Source organism: Roseateles sp. P5_E1 (genome assembly GCF_054049335.1).
Genome location: NZ_JBFUMN010000002.1, coordinates 132,504 through 158,128 on the forward strand (window position 1 = coordinate 132,504; position 25,625 = coordinate 158,128).

The 25,625-nt window shown below is 64.8% G+C and carries 20 protein-coding genes; 2 read left to right on the forward strand and 18 right to left on the reverse strand.

The features are described from left to right. Positions 1 to 11: 11 nt before the first annotated feature. The 11 genes from ACXJKJ_RS03280 to ACXJKJ_RS03330 form a co-directional block, all read right to left on the reverse strand. Complete coding sequence (locus tag ACXJKJ_RS03280) at positions 12 to 4,775, reverse strand: glutamate synthase-related protein (RefSeq protein WP_056203634.1); 4,764 nt, start codon at positions 4,773 to 4,775, stop codon at positions 12 to 14. 129 nt (positions 4,776 to 4,904) lie between these two features. Then, complete coding sequence (locus ACXJKJ_RS03285; RefSeq protein ID WP_056203306.1) at positions 4,905 to 5,630, reverse strand: REP-associated tyrosine transposase; 726 nt, start codon at positions 5,628 to 5,630, stop codon at positions 4,905 to 4,907. A gap of 79 nt (positions 5,631 to 5,709) precedes the next feature. Then, positions 5,710 to 6,846 carry a deoxyguanosinetriphosphate triphosphohydrolase gene (locus ACXJKJ_RS03290; protein WP_457389094.1) on the reverse strand — a complete coding sequence of 379 codons (1,137 nt, stop codon included), beginning with the start codon at positions 6,844 to 6,846 and terminating at the stop codon, positions 5,710 to 5,712. Between the two features lies 1 nt (position 6,847). After that, positions 6,848 to 7,942 (reverse strand): 3-dehydroquinate synthase, encoded by a 1,095-nt coding sequence (gene aroB, locus ACXJKJ_RS03295; protein ID WP_457389095.1) that lies wholly within the window; start codon positions 7,940 to 7,942, stop codon positions 6,848 to 6,850. Positions 7,943 to 7,999: 57 nt separating this feature from the next. Further along, on the reverse strand, positions 8,000 to 8,593 hold the full coding sequence (locus tag ACXJKJ_RS03300) for a shikimate kinase (RefSeq protein WP_457389096.1): 594 nt from the start codon (positions 8,591 to 8,593) through the stop codon (positions 8,000 to 8,002). Then, on the reverse strand, positions 8,559 to 10,730 hold the full coding sequence (locus tag ACXJKJ_RS03305) for a beta strand repeat-containing protein (protein WP_457389097.1): 2,172 nt from the start codon (positions 10,728 to 10,730) through the stop codon (positions 8,559 to 8,561). Before ACXJKJ_RS03305 ends, ACXJKJ_RS03300 begins: the two co-directional genes overlap by 35 nt. Before the next feature lie 58 nt (positions 10,731 to 10,788). Beyond that, a complete protein-coding gene (gene pilQ / locus ACXJKJ_RS03310; protein WP_457389098.1) occupies positions 10,789 to 12,981 on the reverse strand; it encodes a type IV pilus secretin PilQ in 2,193 nt (730 codons plus the stop codon). Then, positions 12,978 to 13,502 carry a pilus assembly protein PilP gene (locus ACXJKJ_RS03315; RefSeq protein WP_057296912.1) on the reverse strand — a complete coding sequence of 175 codons (525 nt, stop codon included), beginning with the start codon at positions 13,500 to 13,502 and terminating at the stop codon, positions 12,978 to 12,980. Before ACXJKJ_RS03315 ends, pilQ begins: the two co-directional genes overlap by 4 nt. After that, positions 13,499 to 14,188 carry a type 4a pilus biogenesis protein PilO gene (locus tag ACXJKJ_RS03320; RefSeq protein WP_457389099.1) on the reverse strand — a complete coding sequence of 230 codons (690 nt, stop codon included), beginning with the start codon at positions 14,186 to 14,188 and terminating at the stop codon, positions 13,499 to 13,501. The genes ACXJKJ_RS03315 and ACXJKJ_RS03320 overlap by 4 nt, the downstream gene beginning before the upstream one ends. 6 nt (positions 14,189 to 14,194) lie before the next feature. Beyond that, entirely contained in the window at positions 14,195 to 14,797 is a 603-nt protein-coding gene (locus ACXJKJ_RS03325; protein ID WP_457389100.1) for a PilN domain-containing protein, read from the reverse strand. Next, positions 14,794 to 15,873 (reverse strand): pilus assembly protein PilM, encoded by a 1,080-nt coding sequence (locus ACXJKJ_RS03330; protein WP_056203284.1) that lies wholly within the window; start codon positions 15,871 to 15,873, stop codon positions 14,794 to 14,796. Before ACXJKJ_RS03330 ends, ACXJKJ_RS03325 begins: the two co-directional genes overlap by 4 nt. A 284-nt stretch (positions 15,874 to 16,157) precedes the next feature. On the opposite strand from ACXJKJ_RS03330, the gene ACXJKJ_RS03335 reads away from it, so the two are divergent. Then, positions 16,158 to 18,551, forward strand: a complete 2,394-nt coding sequence (locus tag ACXJKJ_RS03335; RefSeq protein ID WP_082532974.1) for a penicillin-binding protein 1A — start codon at positions 16,158 to 16,160, stop codon at positions 18,549 to 18,551. Positions 18,552 to 18,555: 4 nt separating this feature from the next. On the opposite strand, the gene cyaY is transcribed toward ACXJKJ_RS03335, so the two are convergent. After that, positions 18,556 to 18,888 (reverse strand): iron donor protein CyaY, encoded by a 333-nt coding sequence (gene cyaY, locus ACXJKJ_RS03340; RefSeq protein WP_082532973.1) that lies wholly within the window; start codon positions 18,886 to 18,888, stop codon positions 18,556 to 18,558. A gap of 11 nt (positions 18,889 to 18,899) precedes the next feature. Between cyaY and lptM the strand changes: the two genes are divergently transcribed. Next, a complete protein-coding gene (lptM, locus tag ACXJKJ_RS03345) occupies positions 18,900 to 19,037 on the forward strand; it encodes an LPS translocon maturation chaperone LptM (protein ID WP_082532972.1) in 138 nt (45 codons plus the stop codon). Here the strand turns inward: lptM and ACXJKJ_RS03350 are convergent. The 6 genes from ACXJKJ_RS03350 to ACXJKJ_RS03375 form a co-directional block, all read right to left on the reverse strand. Next, on the reverse strand, positions 19,034 to 20,029 hold the full coding sequence (locus tag ACXJKJ_RS03350) for an ABC transporter ATP-binding protein (protein ID WP_457389101.1): 996 nt from the start codon (positions 20,027 to 20,029) through the stop codon (positions 19,034 to 19,036). The genes lptM and ACXJKJ_RS03350 overlap by 4 nt on opposite strands. After that, the gene (locus ACXJKJ_RS03355; protein WP_457389102.1) at positions 20,026 to 21,006 is read right to left on the reverse strand and encodes an ABC transporter ATP-binding protein; all 981 of its coding nucleotides are present in this window, start codon (positions 21,004 to 21,006) and stop codon (positions 20,026 to 20,028) included. Before ACXJKJ_RS03355 ends, ACXJKJ_RS03350 begins: the two co-directional genes overlap by 4 nt. Further along, complete coding sequence (locus tag ACXJKJ_RS03360; RefSeq protein ID WP_457389103.1) at positions 21,003 to 21,947, reverse strand: ABC transporter permease; 945 nt, start codon at positions 21,945 to 21,947, stop codon at positions 21,003 to 21,005. Before ACXJKJ_RS03360 ends, ACXJKJ_RS03355 begins: the two co-directional genes overlap by 4 nt. A 2-nt stretch (positions 21,948 to 21,949) precedes the next feature. Next, complete coding sequence (locus ACXJKJ_RS03365) at positions 21,950 to 22,927, reverse strand: ABC transporter permease (protein WP_056203270.1); 978 nt, start codon at positions 22,925 to 22,927, stop codon at positions 21,950 to 21,952. Positions 22,928 to 23,101: 174 nt separating this feature from the next. Further along, on the reverse strand, positions 23,102 to 24,319 hold the full coding sequence (locus ACXJKJ_RS03370) for a porin (RefSeq protein WP_457350408.1): 1,218 nt from the start codon (positions 24,317 to 24,319) through the stop codon (positions 23,102 to 23,104). A gap of 176 nt (positions 24,320 to 24,495) precedes the next feature. Further along, complete coding sequence (locus ACXJKJ_RS03375; RefSeq protein WP_457389104.1) at positions 24,496 to 25,533, reverse strand: porin; 1,038 nt, start codon at positions 25,531 to 25,533, stop codon at positions 24,496 to 24,498. Positions 25,534 to 25,625 lie beyond the last annotated feature (92 nt).

Here is a 25,625-nt window from a genome sequence, read left to right on the forward strand (position 1 = left end):
GCTCCCTCTCCTCAGGCCTTGGCGGTGACGGCTTCAGGCGCCTTGGCCTGAGCGATGGTTTGTGCGGCTTCCTTGGCGGCGTTGATCTCGCCCAGCGCGCGGCGGTATTCGTTCGGGAACACCTTGATGAACTTGCCGCGCGACTCGGCCCAGTGGTCGAGGATGTCGCGGGCGCGCTGGCTGCCGGTCCAGCGGTGGTGGTCTTCCAGCAGCTTCTTCAGGATGGCCTCGTCGGTCTGGGCCTCGCGGTCCACGCCGTCGACACCCTTGGTGCGGTGCCAGATGGCCTTGTCGACGCTGGCTTCCTGCTCCTGCGCCGTAGCGAGCTTCTCCAGCGACACCATGCTGGTGTTGCAGCGCTTGGCGAAGTGGCCGTCCTCATCAAACACGTAGGCGATGCCGCCGCTCATGCCGGCTGCGAAGTTGCGGCCGGTCTTGCCGAGCACAGCCACGGTGCCGCCGGTCATGTACTCGCAGCCATGGTCGCCCGTGCCCTCGACGACGGCCGTGGCGCCCGACAGGCGCACCGCGAAGCGCTCGCCGGCGACGCCACGGAAGAAGGCCTCGCCGCGCGTCGCGCCATACAGCGCGGTGTTGCCGACGATGATGTTCTTGGTCGCGTCGCCGCGGAAGTCGATGCTGGGGCGCACGACGATGCGGCCGCCCGACATGCCCTTGCCGGTGTAGTCGTTGGCGTCACCGATCAGGTAGAAGGTGATGCCATGCGCCAGGAAGGCGCCGAAGCTCTGGCCGCCGGTGCCTTCCATCTGGATGAAGATGGTGTGGTCGGGCAGGCCCTCGGGCTTGCGGCGGATCAGCTCGCCGGACAGGCGTGCACCCACCGAGCGGCGCACGTTGCTGACCTCCTGCATGAACTGCACCTTCTCGCCCTTCTCGAAGGCGGGCAGGCACTTCTCGATCAGCTTGACGTCCAGTGCGCGCTCCAGGCCATGGTCCTGCACATCGTTGTGGATGCGGGCCACGTCGGCCGGGACGTTGGGGCGGTGGAAGATGCGGGCGAAGTCCAGGCCCTTGGCCTTCCAGTGCGAGACGGCCTTCTTGGTGTCCAGCCAATCACTGCGACCAATCAGTTCGTCGAACTTGCGCACGCCCAGCTGGGCCATGATCTGGCGCGCTTCCTCGGCAACGAAGAAGAAGTAGTTGACGACGTGCTCGGGGCGGCCGGTGAACTTCTTGCGCAGCACCGGGTCCTGCGTGGCCACACCCACAGGGCAGGTGTTCAGGTGGCACTTGCGCATCATGATGCAGCCCTCGGCCACCAGCGGTGCGGTGGCGAAGCCGAACTCGTCGGCGCCCAGCAGCGCACCGATGACAACGTCGCGGCCGGTCTTCATCTGGCCGTCGGCCTGCACGCGCACGCGGCCGCGCAGGCGGTTCAGCACCAGGGTCTGCTGCGCCTCGGCCAGGCCCAGCTCCCACGGCGTGCCGCAGTGCTTGATGGAGCTCCATGGCGACGCGCCCGTGCCGCCGTCATGGCCGGCGATGACGATGTGGTCGGCCTTGCACTTGGCCACGCCCGTGGCCACCGTGCCCACGCCCACTTCGGACACCAGCTTGACCGACACGTCCGCCTTGGGGTTGACGTTCTTCAGGTCGTGGATGAGCTGGGCCAGGTCCTCGATGGAATAGATGTCGTGGTGGGGCGGCGGGCTGATGAGGCCCACGCCCGGCACCGAGTGGCGCAGCATGCCGATGTACTCGGACACCTTGCCGCCGGGCAGCTGGCCGCCCTCGCCGGGCTTGGCGCCCTGGGCCATCTTGATCTGGATCTGGTCGGCGCTGACCAGGTACTCGGTCGTCACGCCGAAGCGGCCCGAGGCCACCTGCTTGATCTTGGAGCGCAGGCTGTCGTTTTCCTTCAGCTCGTAGTCGACGGCGATGACCTTGCCGTCGATCACGTCACTGATCTTGGTACCAGCGGTGATCTTGATGCCCTTGAGCTCGTTGCGGTAGCGGGCCGGGTCTTCGCCGCCCTCACCCGTGTTGCTCTTGCCGCCGATGCGGTTCATCGCCACGGCCAGCGTGGCGTGGGCCTCGGTGGAGATGGAGCCCAGCGACATGGCACCGGTGGCGAAGCGCTTGACGATGTCGGCAGCCGACTCGACCTCTTCCAGCGGCACGGCCTTGGTCGGGTCGAACTTGAACTCGAACAGGCCGCGCAGCGTCATGTGGCGCTTGCTCTGATCGTTGATGAGCTGAGCGTAGTCCTTGTAGGTCTCGAACTTGCCCGAGCGCGCCGCGTGCTGCAGCTTGGCGATGGCGTCGGGCGTCCACATATGCTCTTCGCCACGGGTGCGCCAGGCGTATTCGCCGCCGGTCTCCAGCATGCTGTCCAGCAGCGGGTCGTCGCTGAAGGCCGCCTCATGCATGCGGATGGCCTCCTCGGCCACCTCGAACACGCCGATGCCGCCCACCTGCGTGGCGGTGCCGCGGAAGTACTTCTCGACGAAGTCCGGCTTCAGGCCGATGGCCTCGAAGATCTGCGCGCCGCAGTAGGACATGTAGGTCGAGATGCCCATCTTGGACATGATCTTGGACAGACCCTTGCCGACGGCCTTGATGTAGTTGTAGCGGGCCTGCTCGGCGGTCAGCTTGGGCGGCAGCTCGTCCTTCATGGCCTCGAGCGTTTCCAGCGCGAGGTAGGGGTGGACGGCTTCGGCGCCATAGCCGGCCAGCACGGCGAAGTGGTGCACCTCGCGGGCGGTGCCGGTCTCGACGACCAGGCCGGCCGTCGTGCGCAGGCCTTCACGCACCAGGTGGTGGTGGACGGCGGACAGGGCCAGCAGCGCGGGAATCGCGATGCGGTCCTGGCTCAGATGGCGGTCCGTGATGATGAGGATGTTGTGACCGGTCTTGATGGCGTCAACCGCCGAAGCGCACAGCGAGGCGAGCTGCGCTTCCACGCCGGCGCGGCCCCAGTCACGCGGGTAGGTGATGTCCAGCTCACTGGGCTTGAACTTGCCGTTGGTGGGCTTCTCGATGCCGCGCAGGCGCGCCATGTCGTCGAAGTCCAGGATGGGCTGGCTGACTTCCAGGCGCATCGGCGGGTTGATGGCGTTGATGTCCAGCAGGTTCGGCTTGGGGCCGATGAAGCTGTTCAGCGACATCACGATGTTCTCGCGGATCGGGTCGATCGGCGGGTTCGTGACCTGGGCGAAGAGCTGCTTGAAGTAGTTGTAGAGCGGCTTGTTCTTGCCCGACAGCACCGCGAGCGGCGAGTCGTTGCCCATGGAGCCGATGCCCTCCTCGCCATTGGCGGCCATGGGGGCGAGCAGGAACTTGATGTCTTCCTGCGTGGTGCCGAAGGCCTGCTGGCGGTCCAGCAACGTCGTCGTGAAGCCGGGGCGGGCCGTGTCGGGCACGGCGATGTCGTCCAGCTTGACGCGAACGTTCTCGATCCACTGGCGGTAGGGGCGTGCGTTGGCGAACTGGTTCTTCAGTTCCTCGTCGTCGACGATGCGGCCCTGCTCCAGGTCGATGAGGAACATCTTGCCGGGCTGCAGGCGCCACTTCTTGACGATCTTGGCCTCGGGGATGGGCAGCACGCCGGACTCGGAGGCCATGACGACGAGGTCGTCGTCGGTGATGCAATAACGAGCAGGCCGCAGACCGTTTCTGTCCAGCGCGGCACAGACCTGGCGGCCGTCGGTGAAGGCCATCGCGGCGGGGCCGTCCCACGGCTCCATCATGGCGGCGTGGTATTCGTAGAAGGCACGGCGGCGTTCGTCCATGCCCTCGTGCTGCTCCCACGCTTCCGGGATCATCATCATGGCGGCATGGGCGAGCGGGTAGCCGCTCATCGTCAGCAGCTCGATGGCGTTGTCGAAGGTGGCCGTGTCGGACTGGTGCTCGAAGCTGATGGGATAGAGCTTCTTCAGGTCGTCGCCCAGCACGGGCGACTTCATGACGCCTTCGCGGGCGCGCATCCAGTTGAAGTTGCCCTTGACCGTGTTGATCTCGCCGTTGTGGCAGACCATGCGGTAGGGGTGGGCCAGCGGCCACTCGGGGAAGGTGTTGGTGGAGAAGCGCTGGTGCACCAGGGCTATAGCGGACACGACGCGCGGGTCGGCCAGGTCCAGGTAGTACTTGCCGACCTGGTCGGCCAGCAGCAGGCCCTTGTAGATGACCGTGCGGCAACTCATGCTGGGCACGTAGTACTCGCGGCTGTGCGTGAGCTTGAGCGCCTGGATGGCGCTGGAGGCCGTCTTGCGGATGACGTAGAGCTTCCGCTCCAGCGCGTCGGGGACGATGATGTCAGTGCCACGGCCGATGAAGATCTGGCGGATCACCGGCTCCTTCTCGCGCACCGTGGGCGACATGGGCATGTCACGGTCCACCGGCACGTCGCGCCAGCCGATCAGCACCTGGCCTTCGGCCTTGATGGCACGGGCCAATTCCTGTTCGCAGGCCAGGCGGGAGGCAGCTTCCTTGGGCAGGAAGATCATGCCGACGCCGTACTCGCCGGGCGGCGGCAGGTTGATGCCCTGCTTGGCCATCTCGGCGCGGTAGTACTCGTCCGGGATCTGGATCAGGATGCCGGCACCGTCGCCCATCAGCTTGTCGGCACCCACTGCACCGCGGTGGTCCAGGTTCTCGAGGATCTTCAGGCCCTGCTGGACGATGTGGTGCGCCTTGTGGCCTTTGATGTGTGCCACGAACCCGAGGCCGCAGGCGTCTTTCTCATTGCCCGGCCGGTAGAGCCCGTGCTCGGCTAGGTCTTGGATCTCGGCTTGAATCTGCGCGGCGTGGCTCATGGCGCCCTCCTGGAACACAACAGGGCGGGAGCGTAATGCAGTGCAGCATTTGCGGCAACTTGATTAAATTAGGGTCAGAGTCAATTAATTCCCCATCGACGTGGTGAAGTTAAATAAATGGGGCCATAGTCACGCCACTCCGGTTGGCTTGGTTTCCGACGATGCCAGTGGCGTTTTGCGCGGCCGTCCGCGCGGCCGTTTGAGTGCGACTTTCGGGTGGGTGTCGCCCAGCGCCTTCAGGAATGTTGCGCCGCCCACTGGCCGCCCCCGCAACACGGCCTCAGTGAACTGCGCTTGCTCCTGCAGGGTGACACCCTGGTCCATCAACTCGCGATAGGCATGCTCGCGCTCGAAGGGTGTGTTGCCCAGTGACCAATACAGTTCATGCTCCGTGACCAGCGCGCTGCGGTTCAGGCCGAGGTGGTGAGCGGCGCTGGACCAGGGCCATTGCGCCGCGTCCTGGCACAGCCCTGCACGCACCGGATTCAATTCGATGTAGCGGATGCAGGCCAGCAGATGCCGTTCGCCCTCGACCAAGCCCGCCCTGAACCGACCTTCCCAGAGCGTGCCGCTGCGCTGATGACGGGTGTTGAACCAGGCCACGTAGCGGCGGCCGAGCGCTTGCATCATGCGACTGAGAGCGTCCGCAGCGGGCGGCGTCAGCAGCAGGTGAAGGTGGTTGTCCATCAGCACGTAGGCATGGACGGCCACCCCATACTGAGCCGCGACCTCGGTCAATGTGACCAGCATCTGCTGGCGGTCGTGATCGCTGAAGAAGATGGCCTGGCGGTTGTTGCCGCGCAGGATGACGTGGTGAGGCTGACCCGGCAGGATCAATCGAGGTAGACGGGCCATGAATGCATCCTTGTCGGCACAACGGCCTCGGCAGGAGCAGTCAGAATAATCAACTCCGACCCCATTTTGTGGAGTGACGTCAGAAAAGCGTCTTGCCCGTCAACCGCTGATGCTCGCGAATGGCGAACCGGTCGGTCATGCCGGCAATGTAGTCAGCACAGGCTCGTTCACGATCGGCGCGCTCGGCGAAGTCCGCCGGCATCTGCGTCGCATCGGACGAATAGGCCGCAAAGAGGTCGCGCAGCACCTGCTCGGCGCGGCTGCGCGTGGATTGCACCTGCGGGTGGCGGTAGAGGTTGGCGAAGAGGAAGCGCTTGAGCGCCGTGCTCTTGATGCGCATCTCCGGGCTGAAGCGCAGCAAGGGCTTTTCAGCCCGGCGCACAGCATCGACGTCGCTGGGTGCCGCTTCGTCCAGCGCCGCACGCGTGGCGTCGATGATGTCGTAGACCTGAGCCGACAGCATGCGGCGGATGGTCTCGAACAGCAGGCGCTTGCCGGCCAGGCCCGGATGCGCATCCAGCGACGCCCGCCAATGCTCCCGCACCAGCTCGACATCCAGCAGTTGCTCCAGCTCGATCAGGCCCGAGCGCACGCCATCGTCAACGTCGTGCGCGTTGTAGGCCACCTCGTCGGCCAGATTGCAGAGCTGGGCCTCCAGGCTGGGCTGGCCGCCATGCAGGAAGCGGGTCGCGATGCCGTCAGGTTCAACGGCCTCGATGAGTTCGGCATGCCGTCGCGAGCAGTGCTTGAGGATGCCCTCGCGCGTCTCGAAGCACAGGTTGAGGCCGTCGAAATCCGGATAGCGCTGCTCCAGTTGATCGACGACACGCAGTGATTGCAGGTTGTGCTCGAAGCCGCCATGGGCGCGCATGCACTCGTCCAGCACGTCCTGGCCCGCATGGCCGAACGGCGTGTGACCGAGGTCATGGGCCAGGGCCACGGCCTCGACCAGGTCTTCGTCCAGGCCCAGGCTGCGTGCGATGGACCGGCCGAGCTGGGCCACTTCCAGAGAATGTGTCAGCCGCGTGCGGAACAGATCGCCCTCGTGGTTGAGGAAGACCTGGGTCTTGTAGACGAGGCGGCGAAACGCCGTGCTGTGGATGATGCGGTCGCGGTCGCGCTGAAATTCGCTGCGCGTGGGTGCGGCTGGCTCGGGCAGGCGGCGGCCGCGGCTGCGCGCCGGGTCAGCGGCGTAGGCCGGACGCGGCGTCGACATCTCAGGCCGCTCCGTACGCTGCCAGTGTTTCCAAGATGCGTGCGTCTGGCACCGAGTGCAGGCCGGCTCGGCCGAGCGCCTCGATGAGGACGAAGCGGATCTCACCCGCCTCGGCCTTCTTGTCCACGCGCATCAGCGACAGATAGCGTTCGGCGCCCAGCTTGGGTGGTTGCACCGGCAGCCCCGCCCTCTCGATCAGGCTGCGCAGGCGCTCGACGAAGCCGGCCGGCATCAGCCCCATGCGCTGCGACAGGTCGGCCGCCAGCACCATGCCGCAGGCGACGGCTTCGCCATGCAGCCACGCACCATAGCCGAGGCCCGCTTCGATGGCATGGCCGATGGTGTGGCCGAAGTTCAGGATGGCGCGCAGGCCCTGCTCGCGCTCGTCCTGGCCCACCACGTCGGCCTTGATCTCGCAACTGCGCCGCACCGCATAGCCGAGCACGGCCTTGTCACGCGCCAGCATCGCGTCGAGGTTGTCCTCGATCCAGCACAGGAAACCGGCGTCAGCGATCGGGCCGTACTTGATCACCTCGGCCAGGCCAGCGCGCAATTCGCGGTCCGGCAGGCTGTCCAGGGTGTCCAGGTCGGCGATGACGCGCGCGGGCTGGTAGAAGGCGCCGAGCATGTTCTTGCCCAACGGATGGTTGATCGCCGTCTTGCCGCCCACCGACGAGTCGACCTGAGCCAGCAAAGTGGTGGGCACCTGTACGAAGGGCACGCCGCGCATGTAGATGGCCGCCGCGAAACCGGTCATGTCACCGATAACGCCGCCGCCCAGCGCGAACAACACGGTCTTGCGGTCCAGGGCCTGGCCGAGCAGGTGGTCGCAGATGCGGTTCAGGCTGTCCCAATCCTTGTGTTGCTCGCCATCCGACAATACGACCAGATCGACGCGACCGTAGACCGCCAGCAGGCGTTCACGCAGGCGAGCGGCGTACAGCGGCGCCACGGTCTCGTTGCTGACAATGACAGCCGTCGCTGCCTTGGGCAGTTGCTGCCAGCTGGCAGGCGCGTCCAGCAGGCCTGAACCGATGCGGATCTCGTAGTTGCGGTCGTCAGGGAGCTGAATGCGGACGGTATCGGTGGCAGGCATGCAGCCAAGTGTAAGAGGCACCTCGCAAGCGGCCCTCCGCCTCCCGTCAAGGCGCCGTCAAAGCGGTTCGGCCCCCACGGTGGCCGCGACGCGAGTCGGGTCCAGCAGGCCCGCCAGCTCCAGCTGCATCAGCGCCATGTTGACGAGGGCATGCACCGAAGGTCGCGCGCTTTCCAGCACATAGTGCGCGCAGCGGCGGTAGAGCGGGTCGCGCTGGTGGTGGAGTTCGCGCAGCTTGGCCAGCGGGTCGCGCACCTGTAGCAGCGGCCGCGTCGTGTCATGGCGCAGACGCCGGAACAGGTCCTCGGGCGTGGCGCGAAGGTAGAGCACCGTCGTACCGCCATGCAGCAGTTCGCGATTGCGCTCTCTCAGCACCGCGCCGCCGCCGGTGGCCAGCACGCGGTCGCCGGGACGTGCGATCAGCTCGGCGATGACCTCGGTCTCAAGGTCCCGAAAAGCGTCCTCACCATGGCGCTCGAAGAACAGCTTGATGCTGCCGCCGATGCGCTGCTCGATTTCATGGTCCGAATCGACAAAAGGCACGCCAATTTGGCGTGCCAGTTGTTTGCCGACGGTGGACTTGCCACCGCCGGGCATGCCCACGAGGGCAATCACATCACTTCGGGCTGGCGCAGCTGCTGCTGGTGCCATAAGGGCTGACCGCGAACGCTGGCGGCGTTTCGCTGGTAAGGTCTGCTGCAGAAACCGGCAGTTGTGTGTAGGTGTACAGGTAGTCAACGACGCTTGCCGCGTAGGTCTGGCCCTGAGCGACACCCTGAGCCACAAGTGCGGAGTACGACTTGGACGGCAGGGACACCGGCACACCAATCGGGTAGTAAGCAGGCGGGCTGAGAACACCCGCAGCAGTGACCGTGATCTTGTAGTCGACCCAGGTACCCAGACTCTTCGGGTACTCGAGCTGAAGCACAGCGACGCCGTTTGCATCCGTCTTGGTAGCGCCCACCAGCGTGATTGCGACATCGGACTTGCGGGGATCCAACTGCTTGTTGCCATTCACGTCCTCGCCGCCGTCGACGACACCGTTCCGATTCAAATCCTCGTTGGGACAAATGGCGTTGAGCGCGCCCTTGACGTAATCCCCGGCATCAATGACGGCCGCGTAGTCACCTTGAGGTGTCAGCTCCCAGCGCCTCTTCGCGGTGTTGTATTCCCAAAGCCCCTTCGAATAGCTTCCAAGATCCAACGACGGCGTGATCTGAACATCGGCCTTGGGATTGCCAGCTGAATCCACAACGAGCACGACGTACTTTTTCACATAGGTCAGACCGGCGCCACCCTCACCGACCGTGTTGTCCGTGCCGATCGAGATCGACACCGGATTCGACACGATGGTCAGCGTCGTGGTCAGCAACTGGCCGCCCGCAGCCACGCAACTGCCAGCCGTGGCGCCGGGCGCGAAGTCGCTGACTTTCCAGCAGGCTTGAATAGTCACGCCGTTCGTCGGGCTGCTGACGGCGCCAGGGGCATAGGTCGTCGAGGCGGTACCCGAAGCATCCGACAGAACGGAGTTTGTCCCAGAGCCGATCTTGCCGGTCCCATTGTCGCCCGCTGCTGCGAACAACACGCGGACGTTGGAGATGGGCGCGTTGCTGCCATCGCGGAAGATGGCACTGACGGTCACCTGGTTGTTGGTGGTGGACGTGTTGACTGTGACGACATCGGCAGACAGATTCAGTGCCGTCGCGACAGGCGTGGAGCCAGCCACTGGCACCGTCGTGCTGCCGCCCGCGATGGGAATCGTCACGAGAGACTCGCGCCCGCCCGCTACCGCCTTGATCGCCAGATTGGTCCCCGGGGCGTTGGGTGTGGTGTAAGTGAACGTATAGGCGCCATTCAAGTCCGTCGTCCCCGTGGCACTGGTCACGCCGTTGCCGCTGACATTGATAGTCACGCCCGGCATCGGATTGCTGTTCACGTCAGACAGCGTGTACTGGACGGTACCGGCAGCGCCCACCGTCGCAACGGCCGGCACCGGGCTGGCTTGCGAGAAGTTTGCCCCAATGACCTGGAACGCAGCGGTGCGCGTCAAGTTGCCGCTTGTCGCAACGACTGTGATGGTGCGATTCGAGCGATCCTGACCGATGTTGACCGTACCCGTCACCTGTCCACTGGCATTTGTAGTGCTGGAGGGCGCGATGAGGAAGGCGCTGGGGTCTGTCACCGACAGCTGCACGGGAATGCCCAGCAAAGCGTTTCTATTGCCGTCCACTGCCGTAGCCGTGGCGGTGATCGTTGCGCTGCCCGAGTTATTGATATTGCTCGCGCTCAGCGTCAGCGTCAGGTCATTGGCCTGAGGATTGTTGGTCGAAGACTGCTGGACGACATTGAAGGTCACCGCTCGCGTAATAGTGCCCGAGCTCACGGTCAGGGTCACGGGGCGAACTGATGTGTCCGAGCCCTGGGTGATCGTGGCCGTCAGCTGGCCGCTGGCGTTGGTCGCTGTCGCGTTACTTGTCGATACCACTGCATTGGCATTGACGGAAACCGTGACCGGCACGTTACCAACCGCGGCGCGGTTGGTGTCGATGGACGTCACCGTCGCCGTGATGGAGTCGGACCCCGCGTTCGTCAACGTGGACTTGTTCAGCACGACGACGAGGTCGGCCGCCACGGCGCTCGCCGCGCCCGACGGGGTGGATGCCGGGGGATCGAAGACCGGCGTGCCCGCGCTACCACCACCACCGCCACAGGCCGTGAGGGCGGCGGCGATCACACCACCCAACAACGCGCGAACCGCAGTCCGGCTCCAAACATCAAACTTCAACATCTCTGCTCACTCCCGTGTGTAGCCAGCGCAGCTGACACATCGTCAATTCKGTGAATCCTCAGCGCACCGTCGACCGCTCACTGACGACCTTGGGCGTCAGGAAGATCAACAGCTCGGTCTTGGAGGTCGTTCGGGTCTTGTTCTTGAACAGGTTGCCCAGGAAAGGCACATCGCCCAGTAGCGGTACCTTGTTGACGGTCTCGCCTTCGTCCTGGGTGTAGATGCCGCCGATGACGACCGTACCGCCGTTTTCGACCAGCACCTGTGTCTGAACATGCTTGGTATTGATCGCATAACCCTGGGGCGTCAACGTACCGCGGCTGTCCTTGTTGACGTCCACGTTCAGGATGACGCTGCCTTCAGGCGTGATCTGCGGCGTGACCTCCAGCTTGAGGTTGGCCTTGCGGAACTGCACCGAGGTGGCGCCGCTCGCGGTGGCCACCTGATAGGGCAGCTCCTCGCCCTGCTCGATGAGGGCCTTGACCTGGTCGGCCGTGATGACGCGCGGGCTGGACACGACCTTGCCCTTGCCGTCAGATTCAAGCGCCGACAACTCAAGGTTCAGGAAGCGGTTGGCGGTGGCACTGAACAGAGACAGCGCGACCTGGGTCGCCGTGCCACCGCTGAATGCGTCAGAAGACACGTTCGCCGGCAGGTTGACGAACTGGGTGTTGTTGTAATTGGCCGTGACCCCTTGGTTGGTCTGCGAGCCGATGCCGTTGTAGTTGCCGCCAATGGTTACGTAGTTGCCGCCACCGACGCTATAGCCCGGTATGCCCCCCTGCTGCCCGCGCAGGTCGTTGGCGCCGAGCTTGACGCCCAGCGAGCGCCCGAACTTGTCGTTGGCTTCGACGATGCGCGCCTCGATCAACACCTGGCGCACCGGGATGTCGATCTTGGCGATCATGGCCTGGATCTCTTCGAGCTTGCTCGGGACGTCCGAGACGAAGAGCTGGTTGGTGCGAGGCTCGAAGATGACACTGCCGCGCGTCGAAAGGATGCGGGTACCACTGCCACTGCCACTGCTGCCGCCGGAGCCGCCACTGCCAGACGTGATGCTCTGACCCGTCAAGCCCTTGGCAAGGTCCTCGGCCTTCACATAGTTCAGCTGGAAGGACTGGGTTCGCAGCGGTTCGAGCTGAGCGATGGCGGCCTTGGCTTCAAGGTCCAGCCTCTCCTTGGTGGCGAGCTCTTCCTTGGGCGCGATCCACAACACGTTGCCGGACTTCCTCAGGCCCAGGCCCTTGGCCTGCATGATGATGTCCAGCGCCTGATCCCAGGGCACGTCCTTCAGGCGCAGCGTGACACTGCCGGTCACGGTGTCGCTGGTGACGACGTTGAAGTTGGTGAAGTCGGCAATGACCTGCAGCAGTGCCCGGACTTCGATGTTCTGGAAGTTCAGCGACAGCTTGTCACCCGCGTAGCCGGGCCCCTGGGTCAGTTTGTTCGGATCGATCTTCTGCGGCCTGACCTCCAGGACGAACTGGTTATCGCTCTGGTAGGCGCTGTGTTCCCAGTTGCCCTTGGGTTCGACCAGCATGCGCACCCGATCACCGATCTGGCTCGTGGTGATGGTTTGCACAGGGGTGCCGAAATCGACCACGTCGATCTTGCGACGCAGGTTCTCCGGCAGGCTGGAACGCAGGAACTCGACCACCAGGCTGTGGCCCTGCTGCTGGATGTCGACGCCGACCTGGTTGCTGGGCAGGTTGACGATGACACGGCCCGCATCGTCCGCGCCGCGACGGAAGTCGATGTCGCGCAGCGGCTGGGGTGCGGCGTTCAGGCTTTGTGCGAAATGGACCGGTTCGCCGGCAGCCTGGGCCTGGGGCAAAGGTTGCGCAGGCGTCGGGTCGAGCACGATGACCAGGGCGCTGCCCTCTAGCTTGGCCGTGTAGCCCGAGGCATGACGCAGGTTCAGCACGATGCGGGAGCGTTCACCCGCCTGTGCCACATTGGCCGAGCGCAGATTTCCCTGGTTGATCTCGATCTGGTTGCGACCGATGCCGTTCGTGACGCCCGGCAGATCGATGGCGATGCGCGGCGGCGCCTGGATCGTGAAGCCGGTCGGCAGGGCCGGCAAGGGCTCGCTCAGTTCGATCCGCACGACCTCCACACCCGCCTGCTGGCTGGTGTTGATCGAGCGTATCTGCGTCTGTGCCCAAGCCGCCGGCGCGGCCAGCAACGTGAGTGCGAATCCCACCAACCAGCCACGGCCCATCGACTTATTCTCCTGCGGTGTCTTGTTCATCGTCCCTTCTCCTGTAGCTGGAGGGTACTGGTGCGCTCGATCCACTCGCCCGCAGCGTCCTGGACGACTTCTCGCAACGTGATCTCGGTCTCGCTGATCTTGGTGATGCGGCCGAAGTTCTGGCCGAGGTAGTCCCCGGCCTTGACTTGATACAACAGGTTGTCGACGCGCAACAGCGCATAGCGACGGTTGTCGCGCGTCAGGCTGCCCACCATGGCCATGCCGTCCAGCGGATAGGCTTCCAGCGGCTCCTTGCGACGGCTGATCTCGGCCGTCAGCAGGGAATTCGGCTGAGCGGCTTCCTGCTTGATCGCGACGCTGAGCTTCTGCGGGCTGTAGGGATCCACGCCGGCCGCCGACTCATACGGCTGGGGCAGGAATTTCTTGGGTGGCAGCAGCGGCGTGACGGTGGTCTTGGCTTCCTTGCGCTCCTGCTCCATCCATTGGCGCAGCTCATCCATGTCGCTGCCGCAACCGGCCAGCGGCAGCAGCACGGCGAGGGGCATCAGCAGGCGCTTCATTTCTTGCCTCCCGCCGTCTTGGTCGCGGCCTTCTTCTGCTCGGCGACTTCAGTGGCGTCCAGGTAGCGATAGGTGCGCGCCGTGGCCTCCATGCTGAGGGGGCCGTTCGCGTCGCGCGGGCCGCTGGGCGCGACGACCGCGAGGTTGTGCAAGGTGACGATGCGCGACAGATTCGACACGTCGGCCGCGAAGGCGCCGATGTCGTGATAGCGGCCCGACACCTTGACCGCGATCGGCAACTCGGCGTAGTAGTCCTTGATCAGCACCTGGCCGGGCCGGAACAGCTCAAACTGCAGGCCGCGCCCGACGCCGGCGCTGCTGATGTCGGACAGCAGGGAATCGATTTCCGCCTTGCCGGGCAACTGCTTCTCAAGCTGGGTCACGTATTCCTCGACCTGGCTCTTCTGCTTGCGCAGTTCGGGCAGGTTGACGGCCTGGCCCAGCTTGTTGTGATAGTCCTGGCGCAGCTGCGGTTCACGGTCGCGCTCTGCCTCCAGGCCCGCCTGTACGTCGGACAGCACGAAGACATAGCCGGCGATGGCAACGGCCAGCATCACGACCAGCGAGGCTGCGAGCTTGGGCAGCAGCGGCCACTGGCCGGGCTCCTTGGGATTGAGGCCCTGGAACTGGCTCGCAACATCGGCGAACCAGGCGTTCAGGTCGAACTTGGATGTGGAGGTGGCCATGGACGATCAGCTCTTCTTCGGCGCTGCGGCACCCGGCGCAGCCTCGCGCGGCGGGGTCTTGATCGAGACCTTCATCGAGAAGTCCAGCAGGCGCCGCTGATCACGCGTGTTGGTCGTGACATTGGCCAGCTTGACTTCGATGAGATCGGGCTTCTCCAGCCATTCCGAGCTGCGCGACACATTGCGCAGGAACTCGGACACGCGCTCGTTCGTCTGGGCAATGCCGCTGATGGTGACGAGCTTAGCGTCCTGCTTGATGGCCGTCAGATAGATGCCTTCGGGCGCGAGCCGGGCCAGATCATTGAGCAGTTGCACCGGCGTGTTGCGATCGGTCTGCAGGTCCTCGACGGCGCGCTGGCGCGCCTTCAACGACTCGATCTCGGCCTTCAGGTCGGCGATGTCCTTGATCTGGGCTTCGAGCAGCGTGATCTGCCCCTGAATGTACTGGTTGTGCGACTGTTGTTCCGCAGTCAGGAACTGCAGCATCAGATAGGCCGCCACGATAAGGCCGGCGCCCACCAGGCCAGCAAAGCCCAGGCCGGCGAAGAAGGCAGCCTTGCGCCGCTTGCGCCGCTCTTCGCGGTAAGGCAGCAGGTTGATCAGGATCACTGGAAGAACCTCCGCATCGCGAGGCCGCAGGCGGTCAGATAGGACGGCGCCTCACGACGCAGCTTGGGCTCGCGCACGGCCGAGCCCATGGCCATGTTCTCGAAGGGATTGACCACCATGCAGGCGAAGCCCGTCAGGTCCGTCACTCGCTCCTTCAGACCGGGCAGAGTGGCCGTGCCGCCGGCCAGCATCACGTAGTGCACCTTGTGATGCGGCGTGCTGGTGAAGAAATACTGCAGCGCCCGACCGATTTCCTGAGACAGGCTGTCGACGAAGGGGTTGAGCACGCTGCTCTCGTAATCCTCGGGCAGTTCGTTGGCGAGCTTCTTCTGCTCGGCCTCTTCGAAGGAGAAACCGTACTGCCTTGAGATGAGCTGTGTCAGCTGGGATCCGCCAAAAGACTGGTCCCGGTCGTAGAGCAGCTCGTCGTCGCGCAGCACCTTGAGGCTGGTGGTGTCGGCGCCGATCTCGAACAGCGCCACGAGCGCGTCTTTGCCTTCGTTGGGCAAGGCGGCAATGAGGCGGCCCATGGCCATGCGCGAGGCGTGGGACTCAATGTCCAGCACCACGGGACGCAGGCCTGCCGCTTCAGCTAGGCCCTGGCGGTCCTGCACGCGATCCTTGCGCGAGGCGGCGATCAGCACCTCGACATCACCCACCGACGTGGGGCTGGGGCCGATGACGCAGAAGTCCAGGCTGACCTCGTCCAGCGAGAACGGGATGTACTGGTTGGCCTCGGCCTCGACCTGCAATTCGAGTTCTTCCTCGCGCAAGCCGGCGGGCAACATGATCTTCTTGGTGATGACGGCCGACTGCGGCATGGCCAGGGCGGCGTCGCGGGTCCTGCTGCCGCTGCGCGCAACGACACGGCGGACCGCGTCGGCTACCTCGTCGAACTTCTCGATCTGGCCGTCAGCAATCCAGCCCTTCTCGAAGGGCTCGCTGGCAAAACGCTCGAGCACGAATTCACCGCTCTTGGTCTGGCTCAGCTCCACCAGCTTGACGCTGGATGAACTGATATCCAGGCCAATCAGGGGGGGGTGCTTGCGACCCAAAAGTGCGTCAAGTATTCCCATGCCCTTTGTTCCCGACACGCGAGTTACGTATCGGACTATTAATAAGTTACTTGAATGCTAGCAGCAAAGCCGTTGACGCCGAACGGAAATTCGGCGCGAGCTGGTAACGCCACGTTGCTAAACATACACGATTCAACCAACTTGCAAGCTACTGAAAAACACATGTGAAGCGGTCGTTTGGCACACGGTTTGATGCGTGCGCGGGTATACAAGGATGCCGAGGCGGCGCTTCCTATAATCCGCCGCCTCCTCCCAACGCGCCCGCGGGTGCGCCCTGCCGGCTCATGATCGACAAGCCCCGCTCTGCTGCACCCAGTCCTTCGCCCGCCGGCACACCCACCTCCCGTCCCCTCTCCGGCCTGAGCTCCCGCCTCGGTCGCTGGGCCTTGTGGGCTCTGGGCGTCGTGGCAGGCGGCATCGCGGCCGTGTGCCTGCTGCTGGCCTTGGGTCTGGCCCTGGCCTATCCCAACCTGCCCGACATCAGTGGTCTGACGGACTATCGACCCAAGCTGCCCATGCGCGTGCTGTCCACTGACGGTGTGCTGCTGGGCGAGTTTGGCGAGGAGCGCCGCAACTACCTGCCAATCCGCGAGATTCCCAAGGTCATGCAGGAGGCCGTGCTGGCCATCGAGGACGCACGCTTCTATCAGCATGGCGGCGTCGACTACCTGGGCATCATCCGCGCGGGCTTGGCCAACGTGGGCGAGTCGCGCAGCCAGGGCGCGTCAACCATCACGATGCAGGTGGCGCGCAACTTCTACCTGTCCACGGAAAAGACCTTCACGCGCAAGATCTACGAGATTCTGCTGGCGCTGAAGATCGAGTCGGCGCTGTCCAAGGAAAAGATCCTCGAGATCTACATGAACCAGATCTTCCTGGGCCACCGCGCGCATGGCTTCGCGGCAGCCAGCGAGATCTACTTCGGCAAGACGTTGGACAAGCTCAGCATCGCCGAGGCTGCGATGCTGGCCGGCCTGCCCAAGGCGCCGTCGGCCTACAACCCCATCAACAACCCGCGCCGCGCGAACATCCGTCAGCAATACATCATCGAGCGGATGTATGAGACGGGCTACATCACCGAGGAGCAGCGGGACGAAGCCAAGGCCGAGAAGCTGCGCATCCGCCCGGTGCAGGAGTCGGTATCGCATGCCGAGTTCGTCGCCGAGGCGGCGCGCCAGCTGATCTTCAGCCAGTATGGCGACGAAGCCTATTCGCGGGGGCTGAACGTCTATCTGACGCTGAACAGCGCCGAGCAGAACACGGCCTACCGCGCGCTGCGCCGTGGCATCCTCGACTACGAGAAGCGCCAGGTCTACCGCGGCCCCGAGGCCTATGCCGATCTGCCGAGCGACGCCAAGGAACTGGACGCGCGCATCGCGCTGGTGCTGGCCGACCACCCTGCCAATGACGAGCTGCTTGCCGCCGTCGTGCTGGAGGCCGATCCCAAGAAGGTGACGGCGGTGCTGCAAAGCGGCGACGTGATCGCCATCATCGGCGAAGGTCTCAAGCCTGCCACCTCCGGCCTGTCCGACAAGGGCAATCCCAAGACCCGCATCCGCCGAGGCGCCGTCATCCGCGTCGTCAAGGGCGCCAAGCAGAAGGACGGCGGCGAGTGGACCGTCACCCAACTGCCCGAGGTCGAGGGCGCCTTCGTGTCCCTGGACCCGAAGACCGGCCAGGTGCACGCCATGGTCGGCGGCTTCGACTACAACAAGAACAAGTTCAACCATGTGACCCAGGCCTGGCGTCAACCGGGTTCGAGCTTCAAGCCCTTCATCTACTCGGCGGCGCTGGAGAAGGGCTTCACGCCGGCCACCATCGTCAACGATGCGCCGCTGTTCTTCGACGCCGGCACGACCGGCAGCCAGCCCTGGGAGCCCAAGAACTACGACGGCAAGTTCGAAGGCCCGATGCCGCTGCGCACGGCGCTGGCCAAATCCAAGAACATGGTCTCCATTCGCGTGCTGCACTCCATCGGCGTGCGCTACGCGCAGGACTGGATCACGCGCTTCGGCTTCGAGGCCGAGAAGCACCCCGCCTATCTGACCATGGCCCTGGGCGCCGGCTCGGTGACGCCCATGCAGATGGCCCAGGGCTATGCGGTGTTCGCCAACGGCGGCTATCGCGTCAGCCCGCAGCTCATCGCCAGGATCACCGACAACAAGGGCCGGTTGCTCTACGAAGCCCTGCCCGTCACGCTGACCGACGACACCCGCGCCATCGAGCCACGCAACGCCTTCCTGATGAGCAGCCTGCTGCAGGAGGTCACGCGCAGCGGCACCGCAGCCCGCGCCCAGGCGACGCTGAAGCGTCCCGACATCTATGGCAAGACCGGCACGACCAATGATTCGATGGATGCCTGGTTCGCCGGCTACCAGAAGGATCTCGTCGCCATCGTCTGGATTGGCTATGACCAGCCGCGCAAGCTCGGCGACCGCGAGACGGGCGGAGGCTTGAGCCTGCCGGTCTGGATCGAGTACATGGGCTTTGCGCTGAAGAACAAGCCCGTCGACGAAATCACGCCGCCGGAAGGCATCGTCAACGTCAATGGCGAGTGGTTCTACGAGGAATACACAACCGGCAACGGCGTGCGTGAACTGTCCAGCGAACCCGCGGCGGTACCTGGCGCGGCGACCGAGGACGAGAAGAAGTCCATCCTGGACCTCTTCAAGAGATAGCGGCTCAGGTGCTGAACGCCAGCGCCTGGCCTGCCTGCTCGCTTGCGCAGCGCGACAGGCGCGCGAGGAATTCCTGGTCTTCGCGGTCCACCCATTGCGAGCCGTCCCACTTGAAGTGATAGCCGCCCGAGCGCGCCGCAAGCCAGATCTCCTGCAGCGGGGGCTGGGTGTTCAGCACGATCTTGCTGCCTCCGGGCATGCTCAGCTCCAGCAGGCCACCGGTGCGATGGGTGTCGATGTCCACCACGTCGGCCTCGAGCCAGGCATCGATCTGCTCCTCGATGCGAGCGAGCAGGGCGTGGGCCTTGGCGTGGTAATCGGCGTCGGACAGGGGCATAAACTGGGCGGATGAAGAAGACTGCCGCCAGTTTAGGTGTCCTGCTGATCACCCTTACCGCCCTCATGGGTTGTGGGCAGAAGGGGCCGCTGACGCTGCCCAAGCCGGCCGGCGCGGCCTCTGCTCCGGCGTCTGGCCCTGCGCGCTAGTCCCGGCCTTCTTCCACCGCGTGGCAGGCCACGCGCACGCCCTTGATCTCCAGCAGCGCCGGCCGCTCGGTCTTGCAGCGCACATTGGCCAGCGGGCAGCGTGGGTGGAAACTGCAGCCGCTCGGCGGATTCAGCGGGTTGGGCACCTCGCCCTGCACCGGCGTGCGGGCGCGGCCGCTCATGTGGATGTCGGGGATCGCGTCCAGCAGCATGCGCGTGTAGGGATGGCGCGGCCGCGCGAACAGCTCGGCCTTGTCGGCCACTTCGACGAGGCGGCCGAGATACATGACGCCGACCTGGTCGGCCACATGGCGCACGACGGCCAGGTTGTGCGAGATGAAGAGGTAGGTCAGGCCGCGTTCGCGCTGAAGATCCTTCATGATGTTGAGGACCTGAGCCTGCACAGACACGTCCAGCGCCGACGTCGGCTCATCGCAGACAAGGAATTCGGGTTGCGTCGCGAGCGCACGGGCGATGGAGATGCGCTGACGCTGGCCGCCGGAGAACTGGTGCGGGAATTTCTCGGCATCGGCCGGATTCAAGCCGACCGAGCTGAGCAGCTCACCGACGCGCTGCCTGGCCTCCGCGTCGCTTGGGATCAGGCCGTGCTCGCGCAGTGGCTCGGCGACGATATCCAGCACCTTCCAGCGCGGGTTCAACGACGCATAGGGATCCTGGAAGATCATCTGCATGCGCCGGCGCAGCTTCAGGGCGCCGGCACCGGCCAGCGTCTTGGCGATGTCCTCGCCGTCGAAGCTGACCGCGCCGCGCGTCGTCGCGTACAGCCCAACCAGCAGGCGTGCGACCGTGCTCTTGCCGCAGCCACTCTCGCCGACGAGAGCCAGCGTCTTGCCGCGCTCGATGCTGAAGGAGACACCGTCCACCGCATGCACAAAAGCCCTGGGCTTGCGCTCGACGACGCGGTTCAGCCAGGGGGGTGAAACGTCAAAGATCTTGGCAAGGTCCCGTACCTCGACGAGGGGCGTGCTCATCGCGGCACCTCCACGGCGACAGGCCGCCAGCATGCCGCAGTCGTCGCGCCAACCTGGACCAGTTCGGGCCGCTCGGCACGGCAACGCTCGACAACGCGAGGGCAGCGCGGGTTGAAGGCGCATCCCGGCGGGATCGCAGTGAGGCGCGGCATCGAGCCATCGATCTGCAGCAGGCGTTCGCGATCCTCGTCCATCGCCGGGATGGACCCCATCAGCCCGACGGTATAGGGGTGGGCCGGGTGGTGGATGACGTCGGCCACCGGGCCGATCTCGGCGATGCGGCCGGCGTACATGACGGCGACGCGGTCGCAGGTTTCGGCGATGACACCCATGTCGTGGGTGACCAGCATGACGGCCGCGCCCTGCTCGCGGCAGACCTTCCTCAGCAGCGCAATGATCTGCGCCTGGATTGAGACGTCCAGCGCCGTGGTCGGCTCGTCGGCGACGATGAGCTTGGGGTTGGCCGCCAGGGCCAGCGCGATGACGACACGCTGGCGCATGCCGCCGGAAAACTGGTGCGGGAAGTGATCGACCCGAGCCTCGGGCGCCGGAATGCCGGTGGACGCCAGCAGTTCGACGGCGCGGGCCCGGGCCTGGGCGGCGCTCAAATCCAGGTGGGTCGTGATCGTCTCGGTGAGTTGCCGGCCAACTGTGTAGAGCGGATTCAGCGACGTCAGCGGATCCTGGAAGACAGCGCCGATCTCCTTGCCGCGGATACGGCGCATCTGCTCGTAAGGCAGGTTGTCGATGCGCCGGCCCGCGAGCCTGATCTCGCCGGCGGCGATGCGGCCCGGCGGGTCCAGCAGGCCAATGATGGCCRCACCGGTCAGCGACTTGCCGGCGCCGGATTCGCCGACGACGCCAAGGATCTCACCGGGAGCGATCGAGAAAGAGATGTCGTCCAGCGCCAACAACGTGCCGCGGCGGGTCGGGAACTCCACCCGCAGGTGGCTGACTTCAAGCAAAGGGACAGTCATCGCAGACGGGGKTTGAGCGCGTCGCGCAGCCAGTCGCCCAGCAGGTTCACGCTGAGCGTGATCAGCACCAGCGTCAGGCTGGGCCAGGCGGTGATCCACCATTCGCCCGAGAACAGGTAGTCATTGCCGTTGCGGATCAGCGTGCCCAGGGACGGGCTGGTCGCCGGCACGCCGACGCCGAGAAAGGACAAGGTCGCTTCGGTGATGATGGCCGAGGCGACCTGGATGGTGGCCAACACCAGCACCGGCCCGAGCACATTGGGCAGCACATGGCGGCGCATGATGCGCAGCGAGCCGACGCCGATGACGCGGGCGGCCTGCACGTACTCCTTGTTGCGCTCCACCAGCGTCGAGCCGCGCACGGTGCGTGCGTACTGCACCCAGCCCGTCAGCGCAATCGCCAGCACGAGGACGACGAAGGCCAGCATGTCGGGCGCGTGCGGGAAGAGGCTGCGGCCGACGCCGCTGATCATCAGCGCGACGAGGATGGACGGGAAGGACAGCATCACATCGCAGATGCGCATGATGAAGGCGTCCGTGCGGCCGCCAACGAAGCCCGCCAGCAGGCCCAGGCTGACGCCGATCAGGATGGACAGCAGCACCGAGGCGATGCCGACGAGCAGCGAGATGCGCGCGCCGTACATCAGCGCGGACAGGATGTCGCGGCCCTGGCCGTCCGTGCCGAGCCGGTACCTGGCTTCGCCGCCATCGACCCAGGCCGGCGGCTTGAGCGAGTCCATCAGTTCCAGCGTCGCCAGGTCGAAAGGGTTGTGCGGCGCCACAAGCTCCGCAAACAGCGCGCAGACAAGGCAGACCAGCGCAATGGCGGCGGCCAGCATCGCGACCGGCGAGTTCCGAAAGGAATGCCAGACGTCGCCGTCGAAGAAGCCGCGCAGCGCGGATGCCGACGGGGTGGAGTTGGGATTGGCGTCGACTGCCATGGTCAATGTGCTTTGCCCTCAACGCGCAGGCGCGGATCGACGGCGAAATAGAGGAGGTCAACGCCCAGATTGATGACGACGAAGATCAGCGAGATCAGGCAGAGATAGGCGGCCATCACGGGGATGTCGGCGAACTGCACGGCCTGGATGAAGAGCAGGCCCATGCCGGGCCACTGGAAGACCTGCTCGGTGATGATGGCAAAGGCAATCAATGAGCCGAGTTGCAGGCCGGTGATCGTGATGACGGGCACCAGCGTGTTCTTCAGTGCATGGCCGAAGTAGACGCTGCGGTCCGTCAGGCCGCGAGCGCGGGCAAAGCGGATGTAGTCGGTGCGCAGCACCTCCAGCATCTCGGCGCGCACGAGCCGCATGATCAGCGTCAGCTGGAAGGCCGACAGCGTGAAGGCCGGCAAGACGAGGTGCAGCAGGCCGTCGCGCGTCAGCAGGCCCGAGGTCCACGCTCCCAGGGCAACGACTTCGCCGCGGCCGAAGCTCGGCAGCCATTTGAGTTCGACCGCGAAGATCCAGATCAGCACGATGCCGATGACGAAATTGGGCAGGCTGACACCGAACAGCGTGCCCGTCATCAGCAGTTGCGCGCTTGCCTTGCCGCGGCGCAGCGCCGCATAGACGCCCAGCGGAATGCCCAGGCCGAGCGCAATCAGGCCGGCGACGAGAGCGAGCTCCAGCGTCGCCGGGAAGCGTTCGACGATGAGGCTTGAAACCTTGCGGCCCTGGCGCAGGCTGATGCCGAATTCGCCCTGGGCCGCGTTGACCGCGAAGCGCGCGAATTGCACGGGAAAGGGCTGATCCAGGCCCAGATCCTTGCGCAAGGCGATGCGCTGCTCCTCGGTCGCATCCTGGCCCAGCAGATTCGTGACCGGGTCGCCCACGTACTGAAACAGCATGAAGGCGATGAAGGCGACCGTCAGCATGACGACGAGAGCCTGGACAAGGCGGCGAAGGATGAAGACCAGCATGAAGACTTTGAAGCGAGCGCGTCTTTGCGCGGCGCGAAGGCGGGATCATGGCGAAGTGCGGGGGCCGGGGCTTCCCGGGAAAGCCCTAGCTCCGCGAGCCTGAACCGCCAATGAAAACGGGCCGCTTTCGCGGCCCGTCGAGACGCCTCGCGAGGCCGAAGCCCCGCATCGGCATCAGAAGCGGTGACGCAGACCGACCATCGCGCCGCCACGCTTGCCAGCGCCGTTCAGGAACAGCACCTCGCCCTTGAGCTTGGTGTAGTCCATTTCCAGATAGGCGTCGGTGCGCTTGGAGAACGCGTAGTCGAGGACGACGGCGAAGAAGTTAGCCTTGGACTTGGTGTTGGCGTTCGTCGAGAAACCGCCAGGCGCCGCTGCAAAGGCCGCACTGAACGGGCCCAGGTTCTGGACCGTGCCGTAGTGCGTTTGTTCGGTCAGCCAGGCATTCGCGCCGATGTTCAGCTGAGGCGTCAACTGATAGGTCGCGCCGAACATGATCATGGTGCGCTTCTTGATGTCAGCCGCATCGCCATTGAAGATGTTCGCGCCCAAGATACCGCCGGTATAGGCTGTACGCGTCGCCAGGGCGATATTGGCCGGGCCGCCGGCGGCGGTCGAGGCCGCGAAAGCTGCGGGGCTGCTCAGGCTCAACAGCGTGAAGGGGTTTTCGAACTTGTTCTCGCCCCACGACGCATGCAGGTAGAGCGGGCCATTCGTGTACGAGCCGCCGAGGACGGTCGCCTTGATCTTCTTGCCGGTCTGCTCGGTCGCCTGCAGATATGCGGCGCCCGCGCCGAACTTACCGTCGTTGTAGCGAACCAAGCCGCCGACGGTCTTGTTCGGGAAAGCCGCGGCAGCGCCCGATTGACCTTCACCGGCGCTCACCTGGACTTCGGCATAGAAGCTGCCAAACTGGGCCAGGTACTTGACCATGTTGTCCTGACGCGCGGCCATGGACATGCCGATTTCGGGCTTGTACGCCTCGATATACGGCGAGTAGCGGAAGGATGCGAAGGTCGACGTGTAGACGTCGAACAGGATGTTGTATTGACGACCGAGGCGGATCTGGCCCAGGTCACTGGACTGCAGGCCAACCCAGGCTTGACGCCAGAAATCGGAAGTAGAGGCGGCAGCGCCGGTATCCGAACTGAGGCGATGCTCCATGTTCACCAGAGCCTTGAGACCGCCGCCCATGTCTTCCACGACATTCACGCCCAGACGGCTTTGCGACATGCCGCCAGGGATCAACTGCTTTGGTGCAGCTCCAGGATTGACGTTGGTGGTGTAACGCGCGGCAGCGTCCACGATGCCGTACAGGGTCACGGTGGACTGGGCCCAAGCGGAAGAGGTGCAAGCGGCCAGAGCGGCAACTGCCAGAGTGGCTTTTTTCATCAAGGTTGTCTCCTGCGAAGAAAAGTGAACTTTTTGATTCTCAGTGATGCGCCCTGCCATAACGCGAGCTCTGTTGTTGATTTCCCACAGCAATTCCCCTGTCCCGCATGGGACAAAAGAAAAGCCGCCCGAAGGCGGCTTGGCTGATTTCGCTGCGGCCGAGAGGCCGCTCGACATCAGAAGCTGTGACGAACGCCGACGTCGTAGCCGGTGGACTTCAGGCCGTTGGAGGTCGCTGCAGGAGCGCCGCCGACGGCGAAACGTGCAGCGCCGCTGTTCTTCAGTTGCGAGAACGTCGTGTACAGGGCGGTGCGCTTGGACAGGTTGTAGATGTAGCCAGCCGCGAACAGCTTTGCATCGCCGATAGCGGTGTAGCCCGCAGCTGCCGTCTCGGCGGCGCCATTGGCCTCGGCGTTTGTATAACCAGCCCACAGCTGACCCTGACCCAGCGGAGCCGTGACGGACGCGGTCCAGATCTTCTGCTCGCGGCCGAGGTACTTGGTTTGCGTGTACGACAGCGACGGGCGAACCACACCGAAGTCGTAAGCCGCACCGACCGAGGCCAGCTTGAACTTGCTGCTGTCACCCGCGTTGGACGTGCTGGCATAGGCGCCCGACACGTGCAGGGGACCCTGCTTATAGCCCAGACGAACGGACTGGCCCTTGTTCGTGTCCACGCCTTCACCAGCCGAGATGTCCACACCGCCGTAGAAGCCGCCGAGATTGGCCGGCAGGGAATACGAGGCGAGGTTGTCAGCACGGCCGAAAGACGTGCCGTTGCCGCTGCCCAGGTTGCTGTACAGCACGCTGACGCTGCCCAGGCCGGTGAATGCGGTCGGGTCGAAGTCTTCGACGTGCAGGCGCGAGACGGTCTTGTTGCGGCCGAGGCGCACTTCACCGAAGTCGCCGCTCAGGCTGACCGTGGCGCGGCGACCCCAGAAGGCGCTACCGCCACCAGCGACACCGGTGTCGGTATCGACTTGGGATTCCAGCCAGAAGCCAGCCTTCAGGCCGCCGCCCAGATCTTCGGTGCCACGCACGCCGAAACGGCTGGTGTTCAGACCGCTGGAGTCCAACTTCTTCACCGTGAGACCGCCGGTCTTGACGTACTTCAGGTCGGCATCAATGACGCCAAACAGAGTGACGGACGATTGCGCGACGGCAGCGCCGCCGGTCAGACCGAGGACGGCCAAGGCAATCAGAGCTTTCTTCATTCGATACTCCTAGGTATTCATCCGAGTCGCCGAGCGAACAGGCCACAGCGACTTACCTCCTATGAGGAAGTGCGCGTATTCCACTACAGGTT